This is a genomic window from Methanoculleus frigidifontis, from assembly GCF_030464345.1.
Lineage (GTDB): Archaea > Halobacteriota > Methanomicrobia > Methanomicrobiales > Methanoculleaceae > Methanoculleus_A > Methanoculleus_A frigidifontis.
Genome location: NZ_VCYH01000003.1, coordinates 254,908 through 272,958 on the forward strand (window position 1 = coordinate 254,908; position 18,051 = coordinate 272,958).

Genomic DNA, 18,051 nt, shown 5'->3' on the forward strand with positions numbered 1-18,051 from the left:
CTATGATGGAACGTGATTATCAGCCGGTCAGCTTTAAGGATGTCCTGATCGAGATGAAGGATATCTCCGAGCTGATGGTTGATCTTGCATATTCTGCCATACTGTTCGATAGTAAAGAGATTGCCCTTGAAGTCATCAATCTCGAAGAGAGCATGAATAAACTGGTCTATCAGGCCAGGATCCAGAGCGTCCTCGGTGCCCGGCGCCTCGAAGAGGCGGAGGCGATGAGCGGGATGCTCCAGGTGGCCGAGGCTGCCGAGAAGATCGCAAACTCCGCTTCGGATGTCGCAACGCTCATCCTGAAGGACGTGAAGTTCCCTGCCCAGCTCCGGCGTGTCCTCCCCGAGGCAGAAGAGGTCGTCACCCGCGTGGTGGTCTCCCCGGGAAGCGGCCTTGACGGACGGACACTCGGCGACCTGAAACTCCAGAGCACGAGCGGCATGCAGGTCATTGCCATCCGGCGCGGGCGGGGATGGATATACGACCCGGATAAGTGGACGTGTATGGTCGAGGGAGATATTCTGCTCGCAAAAGGGCCTGAAGACGGCGCCGAGCAGCTCGCCCTGATGGCCGGAGCCGAAGCATACCTGCGCCGCGAACCGCGCACGGTCGGTGTCGTCGACGACATCGACCGGGCCGTCAAGCTCATCATCGAGATGAAGAACATCAGCGAGCTCTCCGTCGGGCTCGCCTATACATCCCTGCTCTTCAACAACAAGGAGGTCGCCGACGAGGTGGTTGCCCTCGATGCAGCGATGGAGGATATGCGCTACGATCTCGATCTCTGGATCCTCGAGGCGGCAAAGAAGATCGACGACGTCAGGTACCTGCGCGGCCTGCTGTACATGTCGTCGTTTTCAGAGGCGATCAGCAACGCCGCGCACGCCGTCGTCGACGTGCTGCTGCGGGACATCGAGATCCCTCCGGTCTTCAGGAAGATCGTGCGCGAGTCGGACGAGATCATCACGCGGATCTCGGTGAGCGAGTCCTCGCCCCTTGCGGGCAAGAGCCTCAAGGAGGCGTCCCTCGGCAGGGTGACCGGTATGGTGGTGCTCGCGATAAAGAGCCGGGACCGCTGGATCTACCGCCCGGGCAAGAACGTGCGCCTCCGGAGCGGGGACAGCATCATTGCAAAGGGAAGAAGAGACGGCGAGTGCAGACTCTATGAACTCGCCGGATACAGACGGGAAGAACCTGAATAACGTGGAGATACAGAAATGTCAGACACAACTGATACTATTGTTTATCGCCTTGGAGCAAACTGCGACCTGGAGGAGGTCGAGGAAGGAAAGGCATACCTCGGCCGCGTCCAGGGATTTGCCAACTTCGGCGTCTTCGTGCAGCTGAACGACCGGGTGAAAGGGCTTGTGCATAAGAGCAACGTCAAGATGCAGCACACAGAACGCGACCCGATCATCGTGCGGGTGCTGCAGATCCGGTCGAACGGCAACATCGATCTTGAGGAGGAGACTCCGACCGTCTACCACACCCAGACGGTGGTGAAGAAGACCCCGACGATCCGGCTCTCGGAGCTCGGGAAGAAGATCGGCAGAACCGTGCTGATCGAAGGGGAGGTCGCCCAGATCAAGCAGACGTCAGGGCCGACGATCTTTACGCTGGTGGACGAGTCCGGCACCGAGAACGCCGCCGCCTTCATCGAAGCAGGCGTCCGGGCATACCCGGAGGTGCAGATCGGCGACATCGTCGGGGTTATCGGCGAGGTGATGCAGCGCAACAACCAGCTCCAGATCGAGGTCGCCTCGCTTGCGGCTCTGGAACCCGAGGATGCCGCACGGGTGCGCGCCCGGATCGATCAGGCGCTTGACGAGCGGGCGGAGCCCGAAGACCTGCCGTTCCTGGTCGAGAGCGAGGTCTTCGAGAAACTGAAACCTGCGATGCGGAACGTGGCGAAGCAGATCCGAAAAGCGGTCTTCACCGCACAGCCGATCATCCTCCGGCACCACGCCGACGCGGACGGCATCTGCGCCGCCGTCGCCGTCGAGACCGCCGTCACCGCCCTGATCAGGGAGAGTGGCGGGGATTTCGACGCCGAGTACTTCCTCTTCAAGCGGGCACCCTCGAAGGCGCCGTTCTACGAGATTGAGGATATCACCCGCGATCTCGACTTTGCCCTGAAGGACAACGTCCGCTACGGCCAGAAGATGCCGATGATCCTGCTGATGGACAACGGGTCCACGGAGGAGGACGAGCCGTCGATGAAGGTCACGAAGATCTACGGTCTTCCGGTCCTCGTCGTCGATCACCACCACCCCGACGAGATCGTGGACCAGTACCTGGTCGGCCACGTCAACCCCTACCATGTCGGCGGCGACTTCGGGATCACCGCAGGAATGCTCGGCACCGAGATCGCCCGGATGATCAACCCGGACGTCGAGGAGCAGATCAAACACCTGCCGGCGATTGCGGCCGTCGGCGACCGGAGCGAGGCTCCGGAGCGGGCGCGTTACCTGGAGCTCGCCGCTCCTGCCTACACCGAGCAGGACTGCAAGGATATCGCGCTTGCACTCGACTACGAACAGTTCTGGCTCCGCTTCAACGACGGGCGCGAGATCGTCAAGGATATCGTCAACCTGACCGGCAACACCGAGCGGCACCGGCAGTTCGTCGCGCTGCTTGTGGCCGAGGCGAACCGTGCAATCGACGAGCAGATGGCGGCGGTGATGCCGCACGTGGTCTCCCGGGTGCTGCCGAACGGGGCGAACCTCTTCATGCTGGACGTCGAGATATACGCCCACCGGTTCACCTTCCCGCCGCCCGGGAAGACCTCGGGCGAGGTCCACGACCGGCTTGTCCAGCAGCATCCGGGTGAGCCGGTGGTGACCCTGGGCTTTGGGCCTGACTTTGCCGTGCTGCGTTCGAAGGGCGTCATGATGAACATCCCGCAGATGGTCCGCGAACTGCGGCAGGAGATCATCGGCGGCGGCGTCAACGGCGGCGGCCACCTGGTGGTCGGCAGCATAAAGTTCGTGGAGGGCATGCGCGACGCCGTCCTCGAGGCCCTGATTGAGAAGATTGGCCAGGCTCCAATCTAAAACCGGCTTTTTTCTTCGGGACTGCATATCCCGCTCTGCCCCTCTGCGGGGATCTGTGCCGCTCCTGCGGGTTCCGGCTCCGCAAACACCTTCAATCCTGCACGCTTGTCAGAATTATGTTGTTTATTCGGCTTTGGGCGTTGAAAGGCGCCTCTCGAATTCTATTATCACCGAAATATAAATATAATAGTATTGAATAGATGGTCTCCGTATGTCCGGAAGTAGACGAGCACAAAAGGCCCTCCTGATGGCCCTGCTGGTGGTGGGCTGCGTTATCGCCGTACCGGTATCGGCACAGGTCGATACCCCGACGGCGACCGAAATTCCCTTCGACGAGACGACTCCGAATGAGACCGTGACCGAAACCCCGACTGAGACCGTGACTGAGATTGCGACTGAGACCGTGACCGAAACCCCGACTGAGACCGTGACTGAGATTGCGACTGAAACGATGACCGTAACCGAAACCGTAACTGAAAGTGGAGCTGTTGTCAGCGGACAGGAGGCGGAGAACGTGACCGAAGTGCCGGTTCAGGTACAGCCGGGCGAGACGATCACTGTGGGAAGCGAAACTCAGATCTACGATCTCTCCGGGCTTCGGAACGCCACGACCGACGAGCCTGTCACCGAGCTGCGTGCGTACGAAGATAACAACCCCGAGACCGGCACCCTGGTGAACACGGTCTCCGTAGGGCCAATAGACACTAACGTCGAGCTCTCTGCCGCCGACTTCGGGGACACCTTCGGTGTGTACTACCCCTACGACGGTCAGGCCGTCGTCGATAACTCCATCACTGTCATGGAGGAGGAAGGCGGTGTTGCAGCGAATGAGACCGCCAACGTGACCGAGACGATGACCACGGAGACCACGGCTACGCCTGCAGAGACCGAGACGGTGACCACCGAGGAGACGCCTGTGGAGACGATGACAACCGAGGCCATGACGCCTGAGACGACGTTCACGCCGATGCAGGAGACCGAGACCCCGTCACCGACACCGACAACGCCGCTCTCGTTCTTCTCTGTTCTCGGCGCTCTGGGGATCCTGAGTCTCCTGATTGTCGTATTGCGGTACCGGCGCTGATCTACGCGCCCGCCCTTTTTTTTACTCCGCCATCCCGCACCCGCGCCGCCTCCCGTTCCCGGGGATCCCGCCTCCGCAGCATCTTTCGTCGGACCTGGTTGTCAGAACCCCGCTGCTTGTTCGGGTTTGGGTACTGAAAGACGCCTCTTGAATTCAAGCATCACCGAAATGTACATAAGATAGTATTGGATAGGGTGTCTCCGTATGTCCGGAAGTAGACGAGCCGAGAAGGCCTTCCTGATTGCCCTGCTGGTTGTGGGTTGCGTCATTGCCATACCAGTGTCGGCACAGACCGATACACCACCGCCGACCGAGGTGCCGTTCGGGGAGACGGCCCCGAACGTGAACGAGACCGCCAATGTGACCGAAACGACGACCGAAACGACGACCGAAACGACGACCGAAACGACGACAGACGAGATCCCGATACCGACACCGACAACGCCGCTCTCGATATTCTCCGTTCTCGGTGCTCTGGGGATCCTGGGTATCCTGCTTGTCGTGTCGAGAAACCGGCGCTGATCTACGCGCCCGCCCTTTTTTTCTCGCCCCTCCTGCACCCGTATTCTCCTGTCCCGTCCCTTCTGATGGTGCTTTGCTGCAGGGTCGGGAAACGACCTCGCTCTCTCGCTCCTCGGAGACCCCGTTCGGGGTTTCTGTCAGACGCGATATCCGTGAATGCGCGAAGAACCGCTGCCGGTCGTGTTCACAAATAGGTAGATATATATACTGGGCTGAATAAAATGGAGGTGCTCACGAGGGAAATGGCGAATGTCGACAAAAGACCGTATACGGAAAAAGTACAACGATACTCAGAGAAAAATACTCTACCACCTGAAGTCCGGCATGAAGGCGGGCAAGTCCTATTTCAAATCCAAGTACATCGCAAAAGACCTCGGCCTGTCGCCGAAGGAAGTCGGGATTAACCTTGCAATCCTTTCGGAGATCTGCGACGAGCTGGATATCAAGCGCTGGAGCTACTCCAACAGCACCACCTGGCGGGTGACCTGCCGGGCGTCATAATATTAATGAGAGCCAACCCTATTTCTTCCCATGACTATTGTTGACTTCGTAGCACCGGTTGAGTTTGTTGCAAACATCAACGGCGACAAAGACTGTCTGATGGCGCCGGACCTGGGCACCGCTGAGGCCGGCGTCTTCTGGTTCAACATCGACGTGCCGAAGGGTCACGGCGTCTCGGCGGGAGACCGCATCCGTGTCGTTGTGGACGCCGGAGGATCGGATACGGCTCTGGAAGGAGCGATCGCCGACTTCGAGGCGCCGGTGGAGATGGTTGCGCACGTCAGCGAGCAGAAGGACTGCCTGCTCTATCAGGAGAAGAACCACGATGACCCGAACGTCTTCTGGTTTAACATCGACATCCCGGCGGGTCACGGCATATCGGCAGGAGACCGCGTCCGCATTATTGTTGCGAAGCCGTGAACCGCAGGGTTGCGGCCGGTGAGCCGCCGGCGGGGATTACGCCGATGCATACGCAGGCAGCGTCTCGAAGTCGATCCGGTATCTATCCACGGCGTCACAGCCAACGATCAGGTAGTACTCGGCGTCGCTGCTCTGCACGTTCTTGACAACGGAGCCGGAATACCACAGTTCGGCTCCCTCGACGATTGTTCCGTCCCCGGCATCGACGAGAATGAAGCTGATATGCGCGGCGTGGGGTCGGCGTTCGGCGTAGACGGTGCAGTTCATTCTCCAGACCGGGTAGGGCACGCTGAATGTTTCGGTCAAACCGCCGCCGGACTCCTCGACGTAGGCAAAGGGTATTGTCCGGTTGCTCTTCCAGAGAATATCCGATCCGCCGAAGGTACCCATATTCGGTGGAAGGAGGTGCCGGGGATACGTCAGGTAATCGGGATTGTATCTGATCCTGTACGGCTCCGGAACCGGGGGTGCCGTCGGCGACGGGGAGGGTTCTGCAGCCCCCGCATCCGGCGGGCGATACGGTGTCTCACCCGGTGTTTGGATCTCCCCCTGCCCGGCCTGATCCTCCCCTGCTGCCGGGTTGAAGACGACCGCAATGAGGCTGACGATGATCAGTGCCGCCAGGATGCTGATGACATCTCCTCTCTCCACGCATGTATGGTTCCCGGGCAGTCGGAAATAGGTTTCGTAACGGATGCGGGAAATCCGTATCGATCACCGGCCAAAAGACCCCCGATCTCTCTCCTGCCTTCTCGAGAGCCGCTGCCCGAAAAGAGAAGTGTTTAAATATCCAAAGTCGAAAATGTCCTGTTGCGATCATGGAAATCCCGGAAGCACGCACGTGGGTCATTTTTTATCTGCTCTCGTTTGTCGTACTTCTGGTGGCGCTCTTTCTTACAACGCAGGAAAGCGGTCAGCTCTGGATAAGTCTCATGCTCATCATCGTGGTAGTCGGCATCAACTTCACGACACTCTTTTCGGAACTGAAGAGAGAGAAGGAAAAGAGGGAACTTATGCGGAAAATGTCAGGTGATGAAGGTCTTGTACCTGCTGCCGACGCTCCCGGGCGCAGGTGGTGAACGGCATGGCTGGTGAGACGCCGCTGCCCCCTCATGTCCATGAGCAGGAGTACTGGAAGCGTTACCGGACGTTGCGGTCGATGACCGGAAGGCTTGCATCGCAGCAGGCGCTCATCCATGCACTCCATGATGAGGGTTCGATCCCCCAGCAGATCCGGGACCTTGCCGTTAAAGCGGTGAACAGCGATATCGAGGCGACACGGCATATGCTGATCGAAGTTCTGGAGAACTTCATCAGCACCGGTATGCAGGGCATCCATAGCATCGACGTCGAGGTTTCGGTCGCGATTCCCCCCGACTCGGATCTGATCGACGTTGATGAATGCCGGCTTCTGGTCGACGGAAGAGAGGAGTCGATCCCCCCGGAGATCGGGGAGGCTCTCATCACCTACGGCATACGCCACGGCCACGGCACTCCCGTCCGTGCTCTCCTTGAGTTTTACCGAACCGAAGAGGTGCGCTACGACCGGATGCTGGAAGGCGCCCTCGGCCGCTGCTCGATGCAGATTCTGCAGGAAGTGTATCCCGGAAAACAGTACCGGATCAGGCTCCGCCTGCCGGCACAAGCTCTGGTCGAATATGGGATTGTGGCGTAGGGCTTTTCGCGGGCTCCCCGGCAGAAAGAGCTATTGTGCCTCCATGGCTGTCCCGGATTCTGCGACCCACAAGGCAATTGCATGCGGGGAGTGGCGGCAGGGCTCCCTCGCCCGGCCTACCGCTTTATCAGCACCTTCTGGGCGCTGTTGTACGAGGCGAAGAGGTGTTCGACCTCCCGGCCGAGATACTCGGTCTTCCCCATGACATAGTATCCGTCGTTTAAGAGAGCGGAATGAAAGAGGCGTGCGAGGTCGTTCTTCTGCTTCTCGGTAAAATAGATCGTGACGTTTCTGCAGCTGACAAGATCCAGGAAGCGGATGATCGGCGTTCCTGACATCAGGTCATGGTGGCGGAACTTGATGAGTTCCCTGATGTGCGGCCTGACCTCGTATTTGCCGTCATCGCGGGCGATAAAGTGTTTCCGCAGATCCCGCTCGTTCACGTTCTCCAGAACCCGGCGGTCGTACACGCCATCGACTGCCTTTCGGATGGCTTCGCGATCGATATCGGTCGCATAGATCGTGATACTGACGTTTTTCCGCGCCATCATGAGGTCGTGTGCGAGGATGGCGTACGAGTACGGCTCTTCGCCGGTAGCACAGCCCGCACACCAGATCCTGATGCTGCTCTTCTTCGCGGCAAGCGAGGGGAGGATATCCTGCCGCAGAAGGCTATAGACCTCCTGGTCGCGGAAAAATTTGGTGACGTTGATTGTGAGAGCATTCCTGAGAAACTCAACCTCGGCGGGGTTTGCGAAGAGGTACTTGTGGTAATCGTCGTAGGTCTCCTGCTTTGTAAGGCGCATCCGGGAGAGGATGCGCCGTTTGATGTAGTCTTCTTTGTACTGTGAGCACCGGATATGAACCAGTTTCTCGATGCTCCTCTGGAGTGACAAAAATGCATCCGTCATTGCTTTCGATACCGTGTCTCTGCGCCGCAGGGTTTTGTTCCGGCAGCATCTCCGCTGCCGATCAGGTGTTCAGGTGTTCCTCGAGGTTGCCGATCACCTTGAGGATATCGATCCAGATGACCAGGTTCTTTGCCTTCTGGGTATCGTCGCTCCCTCCCTTGATGATGCCCTTGACGAAGGAGCCGATACTCGAGGATATGCCGTCGCTCATCTTCTCGATATCGGTAGAGTGCACCTGGATAACACTATGGACGTCGTCGACGATGATGCCGACGTTCGCTCCGCCGGTCGCCTCGGGGATCAGGACGACGATCTTCTGGCTCTCCCCTATCTGGCTGCCCGGGAGCCCGAGGAGAGTCTTCAGGTTGATGATGTTCGTGATCTCGCCGCGCAGGTTGATGATCCCGGCCAGGTAGTGCGGAGCCCTCGGGAGTGGAGTGATTGGCATCATCTCCACGATCTCCCGGGCGATCTGGATGTCCATGGCGTAATGCTCCGCTCCCAGCTGGAATTCTACCACATCGATGGTCTCTGTCATCTGCGGGCACCTCAGTTGAGCCTGAACTGTTCCATCATCTTCTTCAGTTGCTCCGTCATTGCAGCAAGCTCGTGCGAGGCGCTTCCGACTTCTTCGGTGGATGCACTAACCTCCTCGGCAAGAGCGGCCATGTCCTCGGTTCTGCCCATGTTCTCCTTTGTCATATCCGTCGAGTCTTCCATCTTCTGCATGACGTTGTTGGTGGAGGTTGCCTGGTCTTCGGTCGCCTTGGTGATCTCGGTGATGCCGTGTGCCACCACTTCGGCTTCATCGATGATCCGGTTGAGCGCCTCGATGGCCTTGTTCACGCTCTCGATACCCTCCTGGATCTCCTGGTGGGACGAGCGCATCGATGTCGCCGTCTTTTCGCTGCTTGCCTGGATCGACCGGATCAGGTTTTCGATGTCCTGGCTTGCGCCTTTGGACTCGCCGGCGAGGTTCCGGATCTCGCCGGCTACGACGGCAAAGCCCCGGCCGTGCTCGCCCGCCCGGGCCGCCTCGATCGCTGCGTTCAGTGCAAGCAGGTTCGTCTGGTTGGCGATATCGGTGATCAGCTTCACAATGTTGTTGATCTCCAGCATCTGCGCATTCAGGTCGGTGATCTCCTGCACGCTCTGCAGGGAGACTTCCTCCACAAGCTGCATCTTCGAGGTGGCGACCTGGCCGAGGGCTGCGGCGTCGTTGCCCTCTTTGGCAGCCTTCGACGCATGCTCCATAACCTCCTGCGAGGTGCTTGCAATCTCCTCGATGGATGCGGAGAGATCCGTGATCGCCTGGCCAATCTCCTCGATCTTTTCGAGCTGCCGCCGTGCGTCTTCGCTCGACTGCTGGGTGGAGAGCGCCACCTGCTCGGTTGCACGGATGATCTCGTCCGAACTCTTGCTGACCTCCTGGGTGGTCTGCTCGACCTGCAGTGCCGACTTCACGACCTGCTGCAGGGTGGAGCGGATCGCGGTCAGGGACGTATTGTAGTCCTCTTTCACCTTCTTGAGGGGATCGTCCTCTCCAACGTTCACAAACGCCGTCAGGTTGCCCTTTGCCATCGCGTCCAGGGCACTGCCGAGCTCATCGGCACTGGCGGCCAGTTTCGCGTTCTCCTCCTGGGCGTTTTTCATCAGCAGCTGGACTTCTTCCACCTTGTCGTGCATATCCGTCCAGTCGTTCCAGACGTAGAAGGCCATCTCGATATCGCCGTTCTTGTCCAGAATCGGGATGGCGTTTAAGGTCAGGTACTTCTGCACGCCGTCGGGCCACTTCGCGAGGACGTCGGTCCGTGCCCGCTTCTTCGTCTCGTAGCAGGCGTAGAAGTCGTCGCCGTCGATGACCGTGATGTCGTAGTCGTAGAGCTTCTTGGCGAGGGTCTCTTCGCGGGTTCCCCGCCACATCCGGGCATACTCGTCGTTGATATCGATCCGGCTCTTGTCTGCCCGCAGGACGGCGATGGCGAGCGGGTTGTCCTTGATCATGGTGTCGACACGCTGCTGCGCTGCAGTGGATTCGTTCATCTTCTCGTGCAGTTCCGTCCAGTCGTTCCAGACATAGAAGGCCATCTCGATATCGCCGTTTGCGTCCAGGATCGGGATGGCGTTCAGGGTCAGGTATTTCCGGACGCCGTCGGGCCACTTGACCCTGACGTTGGTGGTCGCCCGCTTCTTCGTCTCGTAGCAGGCATAGAAGTGGTCGCCGTCGAGCACCTCGATGTCGTAGTCATAGAGTTTCTTTGCGAGGGTCTCTTCGCGGGTTCCCCGCCACATCCGGGCATACTCATCGTTGATGTCGAGGCGGCTCTTGTCGGCACGCAGGACGGCGATGGCGAGCGGGTTGTCCTGGATCATCGTGTCGACCCGCGCCTGCGCCGTCTTGGCCTCTTCTGCCTTATCGTGCACCTCCGTCCAGTCGTTCCAGACGTAGAAGGCCATCTCGATCTCCCCGTTTTCATCGAGGATGGGGATGGCATTGAGGGTCAGGTACTTCTGCACGCCGTCGGGCCACTTCGCGAGGACGTCGGTCCGTGCCCGTTTCTTCGTCTCGTAGCAGGCGTAGAAGTCTTCGCCGCCGATGACCGTGATATCGTAGTCGTAGAGCTTCTTGGCGAGGGTCTCTTCGCGGGTCCCCCGCCACATCCGGACGTACTCGTCGTTGATATCGATCCTGCTCTTGTCGCCCCGCAGCACCGCGATGGCGAGCGGGTTGTCCTTGATCATGGTGTCGACGCGGTGCTGCATCCGCTTGATCTCTTCCTCCTCTCTGCGCAGCTCGGTGACGTTATTGTAGACGACCAGCAGGCCGGTGAGCTCGCCTTTGTCGCTCAGGATCGGGATGCCGTACTGCTCGAGAGCGTAGGTTCCGGTCGGGAACTCGACGGTGACTTCGCCGTACGACCGCTGCTTCTCGCCGATGGCCTTCCTGATCCCGTCTCCCTTCTGGGAGAGGACACGGAAGTCGCGGAGGGTCATGGCCATGACCTTCTCCCGCGCGAAACCACTCAGTCTGACGAAGGCGTCGTTGGTGACCGTCACCTTCATCTCCGGATCGACGACCAGGATGGGCATCGGGTTCTGCTCGACGATGGTCTCGGACCGCTTCTGGAGCTCGGCGATCTCGTCCATCTGGGTCTTCAGTTCCTCTTCCTCTTCCCGCTGCCTCGTCACGTCGTTGTAGACGATCAGCAGGCCGGTGAGCTCGCCTTTGTCGCTCAGGATCGGGATGCCGTACTGCTCCAGGATAAGGGTTCCCGTCGGGAACTCGACGACGACCTCTCCGTACGATCGCTGCTTCTCGCCGATGGCCTTCTTGATCCCGTCCCCTTTCTGGGAGAGGACGCGGAAATCGCGGAGGGTCATGGCCATGACCTTCTCCCGCGCGAAACCGCTCAGTCTGACGAAGGCGTCGTTCGTGACCGTCACTTTCATCTCCGGATCGACGACCAGGATGGGCATCGGGTTCTGCTCGACGATGGTCTCTGACCGCTTCTGGAGTTCGGCGATCTCGTCCATCTGGGTCTTCAGCTCCTCTTCCTCTTCCCGCTGCTTCGTCACGTCGTTGTAGACGATCAGGATCCGCTCGATATCGCCCCTGTCGTCCAGAAGCGGGATGCCGTACTGCTCGAGGGTGAAGGTGCCTGCCGGCAGTTCGACGACGACCTCTCCGAAGGCCTTCCGCTTCCCCTTCACCGCCTGCCCGATCCCGTCACCCTTCTGGGAGACAATACGGAAGTCGCGGAGGGTCATGGTCGTGATCTTCTCCTCCGGAATGCCGCTCAGCTTCGCATATGCCTCGTTCGTGACGGTTATACGGAAGTCCGCATCCACCACGAGCATCGGCATGGGGTTCTGCCCGATGATCTCGTCGGAAGTCTTGCGAATGTTCTCCACGAGCTGCATGCTCTGCTGAACCTCCTGCTCTTCACCCTCGACTTTCTCAAGGAGCGTATTGATGGAGGCAGCAAGTGATCTGAATGCCTCCGGAATCCCCGCAGGGTCGATTCTGCCGGAGAAATCTCCGGCAACTGCTTTTCCGAGTACGGCCTCGATCGCGGGCGGCACCTCGGCCGGCGCCTGGCCCGTCGTCCCGCTCACGCCGGTACCCACGGCCCCCGTGAACAGTGCTTTTCTTCCTGGTTTGTCGGTCATAGTTTTTCTTCCTCCCTTCCGGATTCTCCCGTCGCTTCAGTTCCAGTTCTGTATCGTGGACGCAATCGTTCGATACATCTCTCCTGCGTCGCTTTCGGGTGCATAGTGCGAGATGGGCAGCCCCTTCTGCTGCGTCTCGTAGATCTTCGGCGAGTACGGAACCGTGAAGACCTGCTTGAAGTGTTTCTTCACCTCGTCCTCAAGGTCGGTCAGCCTCTGGCGCTCTTTCTCGTCATCCGGGGATGCCCTGGGAGCAAAAAGGCGTTTGATGAAGAGTGCCAGTCCTCCTGTCGATTCGTCTTTTGCTTCGCCCGGCCGGTTCCAGCGTGTCAGAATGGCAACGTCGGTCTCGACTCGTGCGCCGAGAATCTCTCCGATATCATCGAAGATGGTGGAGAGGGCTCCTATCCCTTTGAGTGCGAACGTGCCGGGATCAAGGGTCACGATGGTGTGGTCGGCTGCAACGAGGCCGTTGATAACGAACTGGCCCATGCTCGGAGGAGTATCGATCAGGATGTAGTCGTACTGCGCTACCATCGGCGTCAGCAGTTCCCTGAGAATTCCCGCACGGTCACCGATGTTGTAGAGGTACGGCTCGACGCCGACGAGGTCGAGGGTCGCCGGTGCGAGATCTACCCCCGAAGCGGTGGGAATGATGATCTCTGCGAGGGGGACGTCCGGGAACCCCTCAAAGACGCTCATGAACACGTCATACATGCTGTGCTCCAGCGAGTCCGGTTCAACGCCGAGCCCGGTTGTGGCGTTGGCCTGCGGATCGCAGTCGACGACGAGCACCTTCTTTCCGGCTTTCTGGAGAAACCCTGCAATGTTGATGCACGATGTCGTTTTTCCTGTCCCACCTTTATGGTGGGCGAACGCTACGATGGTAATGCTAGCACCCCTATTACGTGTATTTGCAATATGTGAACTTAAATCTATTTTTCCTGTATGGGCACTCATGCCGCCGGTTATCTCATTTCCTGAATCATTGGTTCACTTTTTTGCCGGAAAGGGGCGGCATGTCTCCGGCTGCCGGGACGATGGATTCACGCGGAGTATCGAAGACCGGATTTTTGGGATTGCCGGCAGTTCCGGCATATCTCGCCTCCCGGGGGCTTTAGCATGCGGCCGGCGGGCGGTTCGGCCATGGTATCCACGGAGCGATCCCGGCATGCCCCGGCGGGGATAATGTCAGAGCCGGGATCGCAAAGAATAATTCTCTTTCTGCTCCACACTCAATCAATGTCCAAAAAATGTGCGGCTCTTTGTATTCTCATCCTCGGCGTGGCGATCGGCGCTGCCGGCTGCCTGGGCGACGGTTTCAGTTTCGGGGATGCGGTCTATGCCGACGATGCGCTCACTATCGGGATAGAGAGTTCCCGAGACGTGGCCGGTGCGGTCATGCAGGTCGGGGTGACCGAGATGGCCGGTTTTTCGCAGAACGAGATCTCCACCGAGGCGGTCTACGTCGATCTCCGGCAGGGTATGCACGAGTACACCTATGCGATCGGTCTTGCGCCCGGTGAGTACCGGGTCTACCTTCTCCTCTTCGTCGACGGCGAACGGGTTGCCTCCGTGATCCGGGATGTGGAGGTGTAGGCGGTGAACCGGGAGGGCATCGCTGCGGCACGGGGGCTTGCACCGGCCGACAGCGTCTATACGAACTGCGAGATCTTCAACCCGTTCGCCTGCACGTGGGAGAAGACCGGCCTTGCGGTGAAAGACGGCCTTGTCGTCGGGCTTGGCGAGTATACCGGCCGAAAGGAGGTCGACTGCGGCGGCGCCCGGATCGTCCCGGGGCTGATCGACGCCCATGTCCACATCGAGAGTTTGCTCCTCACGCCTGCGGAGTACGCCCGCCTTGTCCTCCGGCACGGCACCACGACGGTGGTGGCGGATCCCCATGAGATAGCGAACGTCTGCGGCTCTGCGGGCATCGAGTACATCCTGCGCGAGAGCGGTGCGACGCCGCTCGATATCCTGGTAATGCTCCCGTCCTGCGTCCCGGCGACGCCGATGGACCGGGGCGGCGCGGTGCTCGGCCCCGAGGACCTCAGGGCGTTCGTCGGCCGCGACGGTGTCATCGGCCTTGGGGAGATGATGAACGTCCCCGGCGTGCTGGCCGGGGACGGCGAGGTCGCAGAGAAGCTCGATCTCTGTGCAATCGTCGACGGCCACGCACCGCTGCTGTCCGGCAAAGACCTGAACGCCTACATGTATGCAGGGATTGACAGCGATCACGAGTGCACGCAGCTCCCGGAGGGCCGGGAGAAACTGCTGCGGGGGATGTACGTCATGATGCGGGAGGGTTCGACGGAGCGGAACCTCCGGGAGCTGGTGCCGCTCGTCGATGCCTGCACCGCCCCGCGCTGCTGCTTTGCGACCGACGACCGGCACGTGGATATGCTGCTTGGCGCGGGGCATATCGACGACTGCATCCGGAAAGCCATCTTTTACGGGTGTGAACCCGAGATCGCGCTCCGTATGGCGACCCTCTCCGCCGCCGAGCGTTTCGGGCTGCACGACCGGGGTGCGCTCGCTCCCGGCAGGATAGCCGACTTCTGCATCCTCGACGATTGCGAGACCTTCCGGGTGGCGCGGACGTTCAAGCGGGGTATTGAGGTCGTCGATCCGGGCTACCGCGCTCCGGCCGCTCTCCGGCGCCCGCCGGTTGCCCGGCTGCCCGTCCCCGGAGATCTCGCGATCGCCGGCGAGGGCGTTGCCCGGGTCGTCGGTCTCGTCCCCGGCCAGATCATGACCGAAGACCTCCGGTTCGCGGTGGCGGGGGCGAGCCTCCCCGATACCGGCCGCGACATCCTCAAAGCGGTGGTCACTGACCGGTACCGCGGGAGCGGTTTCGGGGTCGGGCTCGTCCACGGGTTCGGCCTTCTCACGGGTGCGCTGGCGAGCAGCGTCTCCCACGACTCGCACAACATCGTAGCGGTCGGTGCGGACGACGGCGCCATCGTCCGGGCGATCGCCGAGGTTGCCGGGCTCGGCGGCGGGATGGCGGCCGTATCGGACGGGGCGGTCACGTCGCTCCCGCTGGACTGTGCCGGACTGATGTCGACGCTTCCCTACGACGAGGTCGCCCGGCGCCTGGCGGACCTCGAGGAGCATGCCCGGAGCCTCGGCGCCGTGGCGAATCCCTTTATGTACCTCTCCTTCCTCGCGCTGACCGTGATCCCGCACCTGCGGGTGACGGAGCGGGGTGTCTTCGACGTCGACGCCTTTGCGGACGTGCCGCTGTTTGTTCCGTAAGTGCCGGTCGGTGAGGGGGCTGACCGCCTCTCCTCACCTCACCCCCCTCCTCTGCGATTGCCATCTCGGTCCGCCGGGTCCGGGAAGGCGAGAGTCAAAGATTCTCTTCAATCTTCAGAAGAGGATCAGCACCGCCGCGCCTGCGGCCATCATCGCCGCTCCGGGGAATCGGGTGTGGAGTTCTCCTTCGCGGAGGATCAGTCCGCCGTACAGGACGGTCATGAGAATGCTCAGCCGTTTCATCGATATGACGTACGGCACGATCTGGACGGAGAGCGCGAGATTGATCGAGACCGCTCCGGCCGCGAGAACGGCGCCCGTTATGAGAAGAGGCCTGACGGCGAGAGGCTGACGGGCTCTTTCCTCCCGCTCCCCTCGGTTCCGTGCTGCAATGCCGAGGACGACGCCCATGACGGTCAGGATGCACGCCGTCCCGAAAAGCGGGTCTGAGTTTAAGAGTGCCAGTTTGTCGGCGTTGGCGCCGATGCTGAAGAGAAATGCGACGGCCAGCATTGCGAGGATTCCTGCATCGCTCCGCATCTTCCTGAAAGGGTCGAGAAGGCCGGCCGGTTTTCCGGTCATGGTGAGGACGTAGGCGCCGGCTGCGACGGATGCGATCCCGATGAGCCCGAAAGTGTCCGGAAACTCCCCGAGCATCACTGCGGACGTGACGATGAGAAACAGGGGGGTGAAGGCTATCATCGGCACGGCGAGCGAGATGTCGGTCGTCTGCAGCGCCCGGTAGTACAGGGTTGCTGCCAGGGTGTTCACTCCCGCCGAGGTGAGGACGGCGGGGTAAAACATGTCTCCGAGCGTCGGGGTTCCCATGGCGGCCGATGCGGCGAGCAGGAGCGTCCCCGAGCAGAGGAATGTGCCTGCAGCAAAGGTAACTGCTCCGATATCGCCGACATAGCGCTTGACGAGTATGGAGTATGCCGCATCGAGCGTTGCACCCGCGACGGCGAAGGCGATCCAGAGCATCTCGCCCCTGGTTGGGGGCCGATCTCTTATGCATTGCTGAGCAGGAAGATCGCGGCGAGGATGATCGGCTGATGGAGGAAGTAGATGAAGAGGGAGTGGCGCCCCAGGAACGCGAGCGGCCGGGCTGCTCCGGGCTCCGCAATCTTCACCGAAAATCCTCTGGTGCCTTCGGGGTAGAACTTCTTGCCGAAGTAGATCCCGAAGAGGACGAGCCCGAACCAGGGGAGGAGCGGGACGTAGTCGAGGCTGGTGAACGACGATGGGTGGATGCCGAGCCAGAGCAGCGGCCAGGGGCCGGTGATGGCGTTCGTGACGTAGCCCGCGAAAAGAGCCGCGACGCCGAAGAGAAGGTTGGCCTCCTCGAAGCGTATGAAGAACGGGGCGATGATGACGGCGATCCCGATGAAGTGGAGGATGCCGAAGACGATGTAGCCCGACGGCAGGAAGAGGTAGGTCGCGGCGGTGACGACGAGGCCGTAGCCGAAGATGGTTGCGCCCCTTTTCAGATATTTCCTGCGGAGAGCCTGCGCATCAAGCCGCCTGCTCGAGCGTGCGTAGCTGATCGTCAGCGAGAGGCCGACAAGAAAGATGAACGTGGATGCCGTGGCGTATGCCAGCATCCGCCAGAACCCGGTCGCAACGGTGACCGTGACGATGCCGAAGTAATTGAGGTCGAAGACGGCGTGGAAGAGGATCATCGTGACGACGGCGATGCCCCGGGCGGCATCGATCTCCCAGTAGCGGCCGGAGATGGCCGTCCCCGTCATGGGCTCCACAGCATCAGAAGGCGGCACGCTGCACGTCCACTCCGCAGAGCGGGCAGGTCGTAAGCTCCTCGATCTCCTGCATCTGTTCTTCCGTCGGCTGGTTGTAGATCCGGGAAAAGCCGCAGTGCCTGCTGCACTCAAGAACAATAAAGAGACTGCATATCCTGCCCATGGTCGGTCACATCATCTCGTCGTGGTCTTCTTTTTCAGTATGGTGCCCGCAGCTCATAAGTATATCACCGCTCCCGTACACGTGATCGGAAAAGTGGCCGGCAAGATGATCGCCTGCGCACGGATCGAAGAGATGCCGGTAGTGCCCTCCGAAACAACTGATACTCCCTTTGTTGCGATCGCGTCCGGGTGTTCCCGATTGATTGCACCCCGGGGCACGGCTTTCCATTGGGTATCGCCATGACTGCCCCCGCCCCCCGGGGCGGGGGAGGTATGCGGATCTTTGCGTAAGACAGGGGAGGGGGGAAGCCCCCATACACGCTACCGTGCCCTCTGGGTGCACCGAAATTCCTGGTGCTATCGGCGGGGTCTAGGCAATAGATGAGGTTCCATCTCTTGCTCCGGATGACCGCAATCCGGGGTATTCGGGGGCACGGCTTTCCCCTGGGTATCGCCATGACTGCCCCCGCCCCTTGAGGGGCGGGGGAGGAGGCCGGAGGCCGGGTGGGGTGGGGTTGACAATGTCTGGGGATCT

General features: G+C 60.4%; 18 protein-coding genes. 10 read left to right on the forward strand and 8 right to left on the reverse strand.

The genetic code is table 11. From position 1 onward, the window contains the following. The first annotated feature begins 2 nt into the window (after positions 1-2). From FGU65_RS06110 to FGU65_RS06135, 6 genes are all read left to right on the forward strand, one after another. The gene (locus FGU65_RS06110) at positions 3-1,202 is read left to right on the forward strand and encodes a potassium channel family protein (RefSeq protein WP_301663540.1); all 1,200 of its coding nucleotides are present in this window, start codon (positions 3-5) and stop codon (positions 1,200-1,202) included. A gap of 15 nt (positions 1,203-1,217) precedes the next feature. After that, positions 1,218-3,053, forward strand: coding sequence for a DHH family phosphoesterase (locus FGU65_RS06115; protein WP_301663541.1), 1,836 nt, complete (start codon positions 1,218-1,220; stop codon positions 3,051-3,053). 211 nt (positions 3,054-3,264) lie between these two features. Beyond that, positions 3,265-4,137, forward strand: coding sequence for a hypothetical protein (locus tag FGU65_RS06120; protein WP_301663542.1), 873 nt, complete (start codon positions 3,265-3,267; stop codon positions 4,135-4,137). 204 nt (positions 4,138-4,341) lie between these two features. After that, positions 4,342-4,659: a hypothetical protein gene (locus FGU65_RS06125; RefSeq protein WP_301663543.1), complete on the forward strand. Its 318-nt coding sequence runs from the start codon at positions 4,342-4,344 to the stop codon at positions 4,657-4,659. Positions 4,660-4,908: 249 nt separating this feature from the next. After that, complete coding sequence (locus FGU65_RS06130) at positions 4,909-5,160, forward strand: DUF7123 family protein (RefSeq protein ID WP_301663544.1); 252 nt, start codon at positions 4,909-4,911, stop codon at positions 5,158-5,160. A gap of 30 nt (positions 5,161-5,190) precedes the next feature. After that, complete coding sequence (locus tag FGU65_RS06135; RefSeq protein WP_301663630.1) at positions 5,191-5,580, forward strand: hypothetical protein; 390 nt, start codon at positions 5,191-5,193, stop codon at positions 5,578-5,580. Between the two features lie 36 nt (positions 5,581-5,616). Here the strand turns inward: FGU65_RS06135 and FGU65_RS06140 are convergent, their stop codons facing one another. Then, positions 5,617-6,231 carry a hypothetical protein gene (locus FGU65_RS06140; protein WP_301663545.1) on the reverse strand — a complete coding sequence of 205 codons (615 nt, stop codon included), beginning with the start codon at positions 6,229-6,231 and terminating at the stop codon, positions 5,617-5,619. Positions 6,232-6,398: 167 nt separating this feature from the next. On the opposite strand from FGU65_RS06140, the gene FGU65_RS06145 reads away from it, so the two are divergent. Both FGU65_RS06145 and FGU65_RS06150 read left to right on the forward strand, forming a co-directional pair. Beyond that, complete coding sequence (locus FGU65_RS06145; protein WP_301663546.1) at positions 6,399-6,659, forward strand: hypothetical protein; 261 nt, start codon at positions 6,399-6,401, stop codon at positions 6,657-6,659. Between the two features lie 5 nt (positions 6,660-6,664). Continuing rightward, positions 6,665-7,255, forward strand: coding sequence for a hypothetical protein (locus FGU65_RS06150; protein ID WP_301663547.1), 591 nt, complete (start codon positions 6,665-6,667; stop codon positions 7,253-7,255). A 116-nt stretch (positions 7,256-7,371) separates the two neighbouring features. Here the strand turns inward: FGU65_RS06150 and FGU65_RS06155 are convergent, their stop codons facing one another. The 4 genes from FGU65_RS06155 to FGU65_RS06170 all read right to left on the reverse strand — a co-directional run bounded on the left by FGU65_RS06155 (position 7,372) and on the right by FGU65_RS06170 (position 13,296). After that, a complete protein-coding gene (locus FGU65_RS06155; RefSeq protein WP_367652358.1) occupies positions 7,372-8,151 on the reverse strand; it encodes a CheR family methyltransferase in 780 nt (259 codons plus the stop codon). A 76-nt stretch (positions 8,152-8,227) separates the two neighbouring features. Further along, complete coding sequence (locus FGU65_RS06160) at positions 8,228-8,704, reverse strand: chemotaxis protein CheW (protein WP_301663549.1); 477 nt, start codon at positions 8,702-8,704, stop codon at positions 8,228-8,230. Between the two features lie 11 nt (positions 8,705-8,715). Further along, the gene (locus FGU65_RS06165; RefSeq protein ID WP_301663551.1) at positions 8,716-12,336 is read right to left on the reverse strand and encodes a methyl-accepting chemotaxis protein; all 3,621 of its coding nucleotides are present in this window, start codon (positions 12,334-12,336) and stop codon (positions 8,716-8,718) included. Positions 12,337-12,372: 36 nt separating this feature from the next. Beyond that, positions 12,373-13,296, reverse strand: a complete 924-nt coding sequence (locus FGU65_RS06170) for a ParA family protein (protein ID WP_301663552.1) — start codon at positions 13,294-13,296, stop codon at positions 12,373-12,375. A 282-nt stretch (positions 13,297-13,578) separates the two neighbouring features. On the opposite strand from FGU65_RS06170, the gene FGU65_RS06175 reads away from it, so the two are divergent. After that, positions 13,579-13,935, forward strand: a complete 357-nt coding sequence (locus FGU65_RS06175) for a hypothetical protein (RefSeq protein ID WP_301663553.1) — start codon at positions 13,579-13,581, stop codon at positions 13,933-13,935. Between the two features lie 3 nt (positions 13,936-13,938). Next, positions 13,939-15,597, forward strand: coding sequence for an adenine deaminase (gene ade / locus FGU65_RS06180; protein WP_301663554.1), 1,659 nt, complete (start codon positions 13,939-13,941; stop codon positions 15,595-15,597). Positions 15,598-15,711: 114 nt separating this feature from the next. On the opposite strand, the gene FGU65_RS06185 is transcribed toward ade, so the two are convergent. The 3 genes from FGU65_RS06185 to FGU65_RS06195 are packed head-to-tail and all read right to left on the reverse strand — an operon-like array spanning position 15,712 to position 17,517. Next, the gene (locus tag FGU65_RS06185) at positions 15,712-16,578 is read right to left on the reverse strand and encodes a DMT family transporter (protein WP_301663555.1); all 867 of its coding nucleotides are present in this window, start codon (positions 16,576-16,578) and stop codon (positions 15,712-15,714) included. A 26-nt stretch (positions 16,579-16,604) separates the two neighbouring features. Continuing rightward, on the reverse strand, positions 16,605-17,345 hold the full coding sequence (locus tag FGU65_RS06190) for a heparan-alpha-glucosaminide N-acetyltransferase (RefSeq protein ID WP_301663558.1): 741 nt from the start codon (positions 17,343-17,345) through the stop codon (positions 16,605-16,607). 13 nt (positions 17,346-17,358) lie between these two features. Next, the gene (locus FGU65_RS06195) at positions 17,359-17,517 is read right to left on the reverse strand and encodes a hypothetical protein (protein WP_301663559.1); all 159 of its coding nucleotides are present in this window, start codon (positions 17,515-17,517) and stop codon (positions 17,359-17,361) included. Positions 17,518-18,051: the final 534 nt, after the last annotated feature.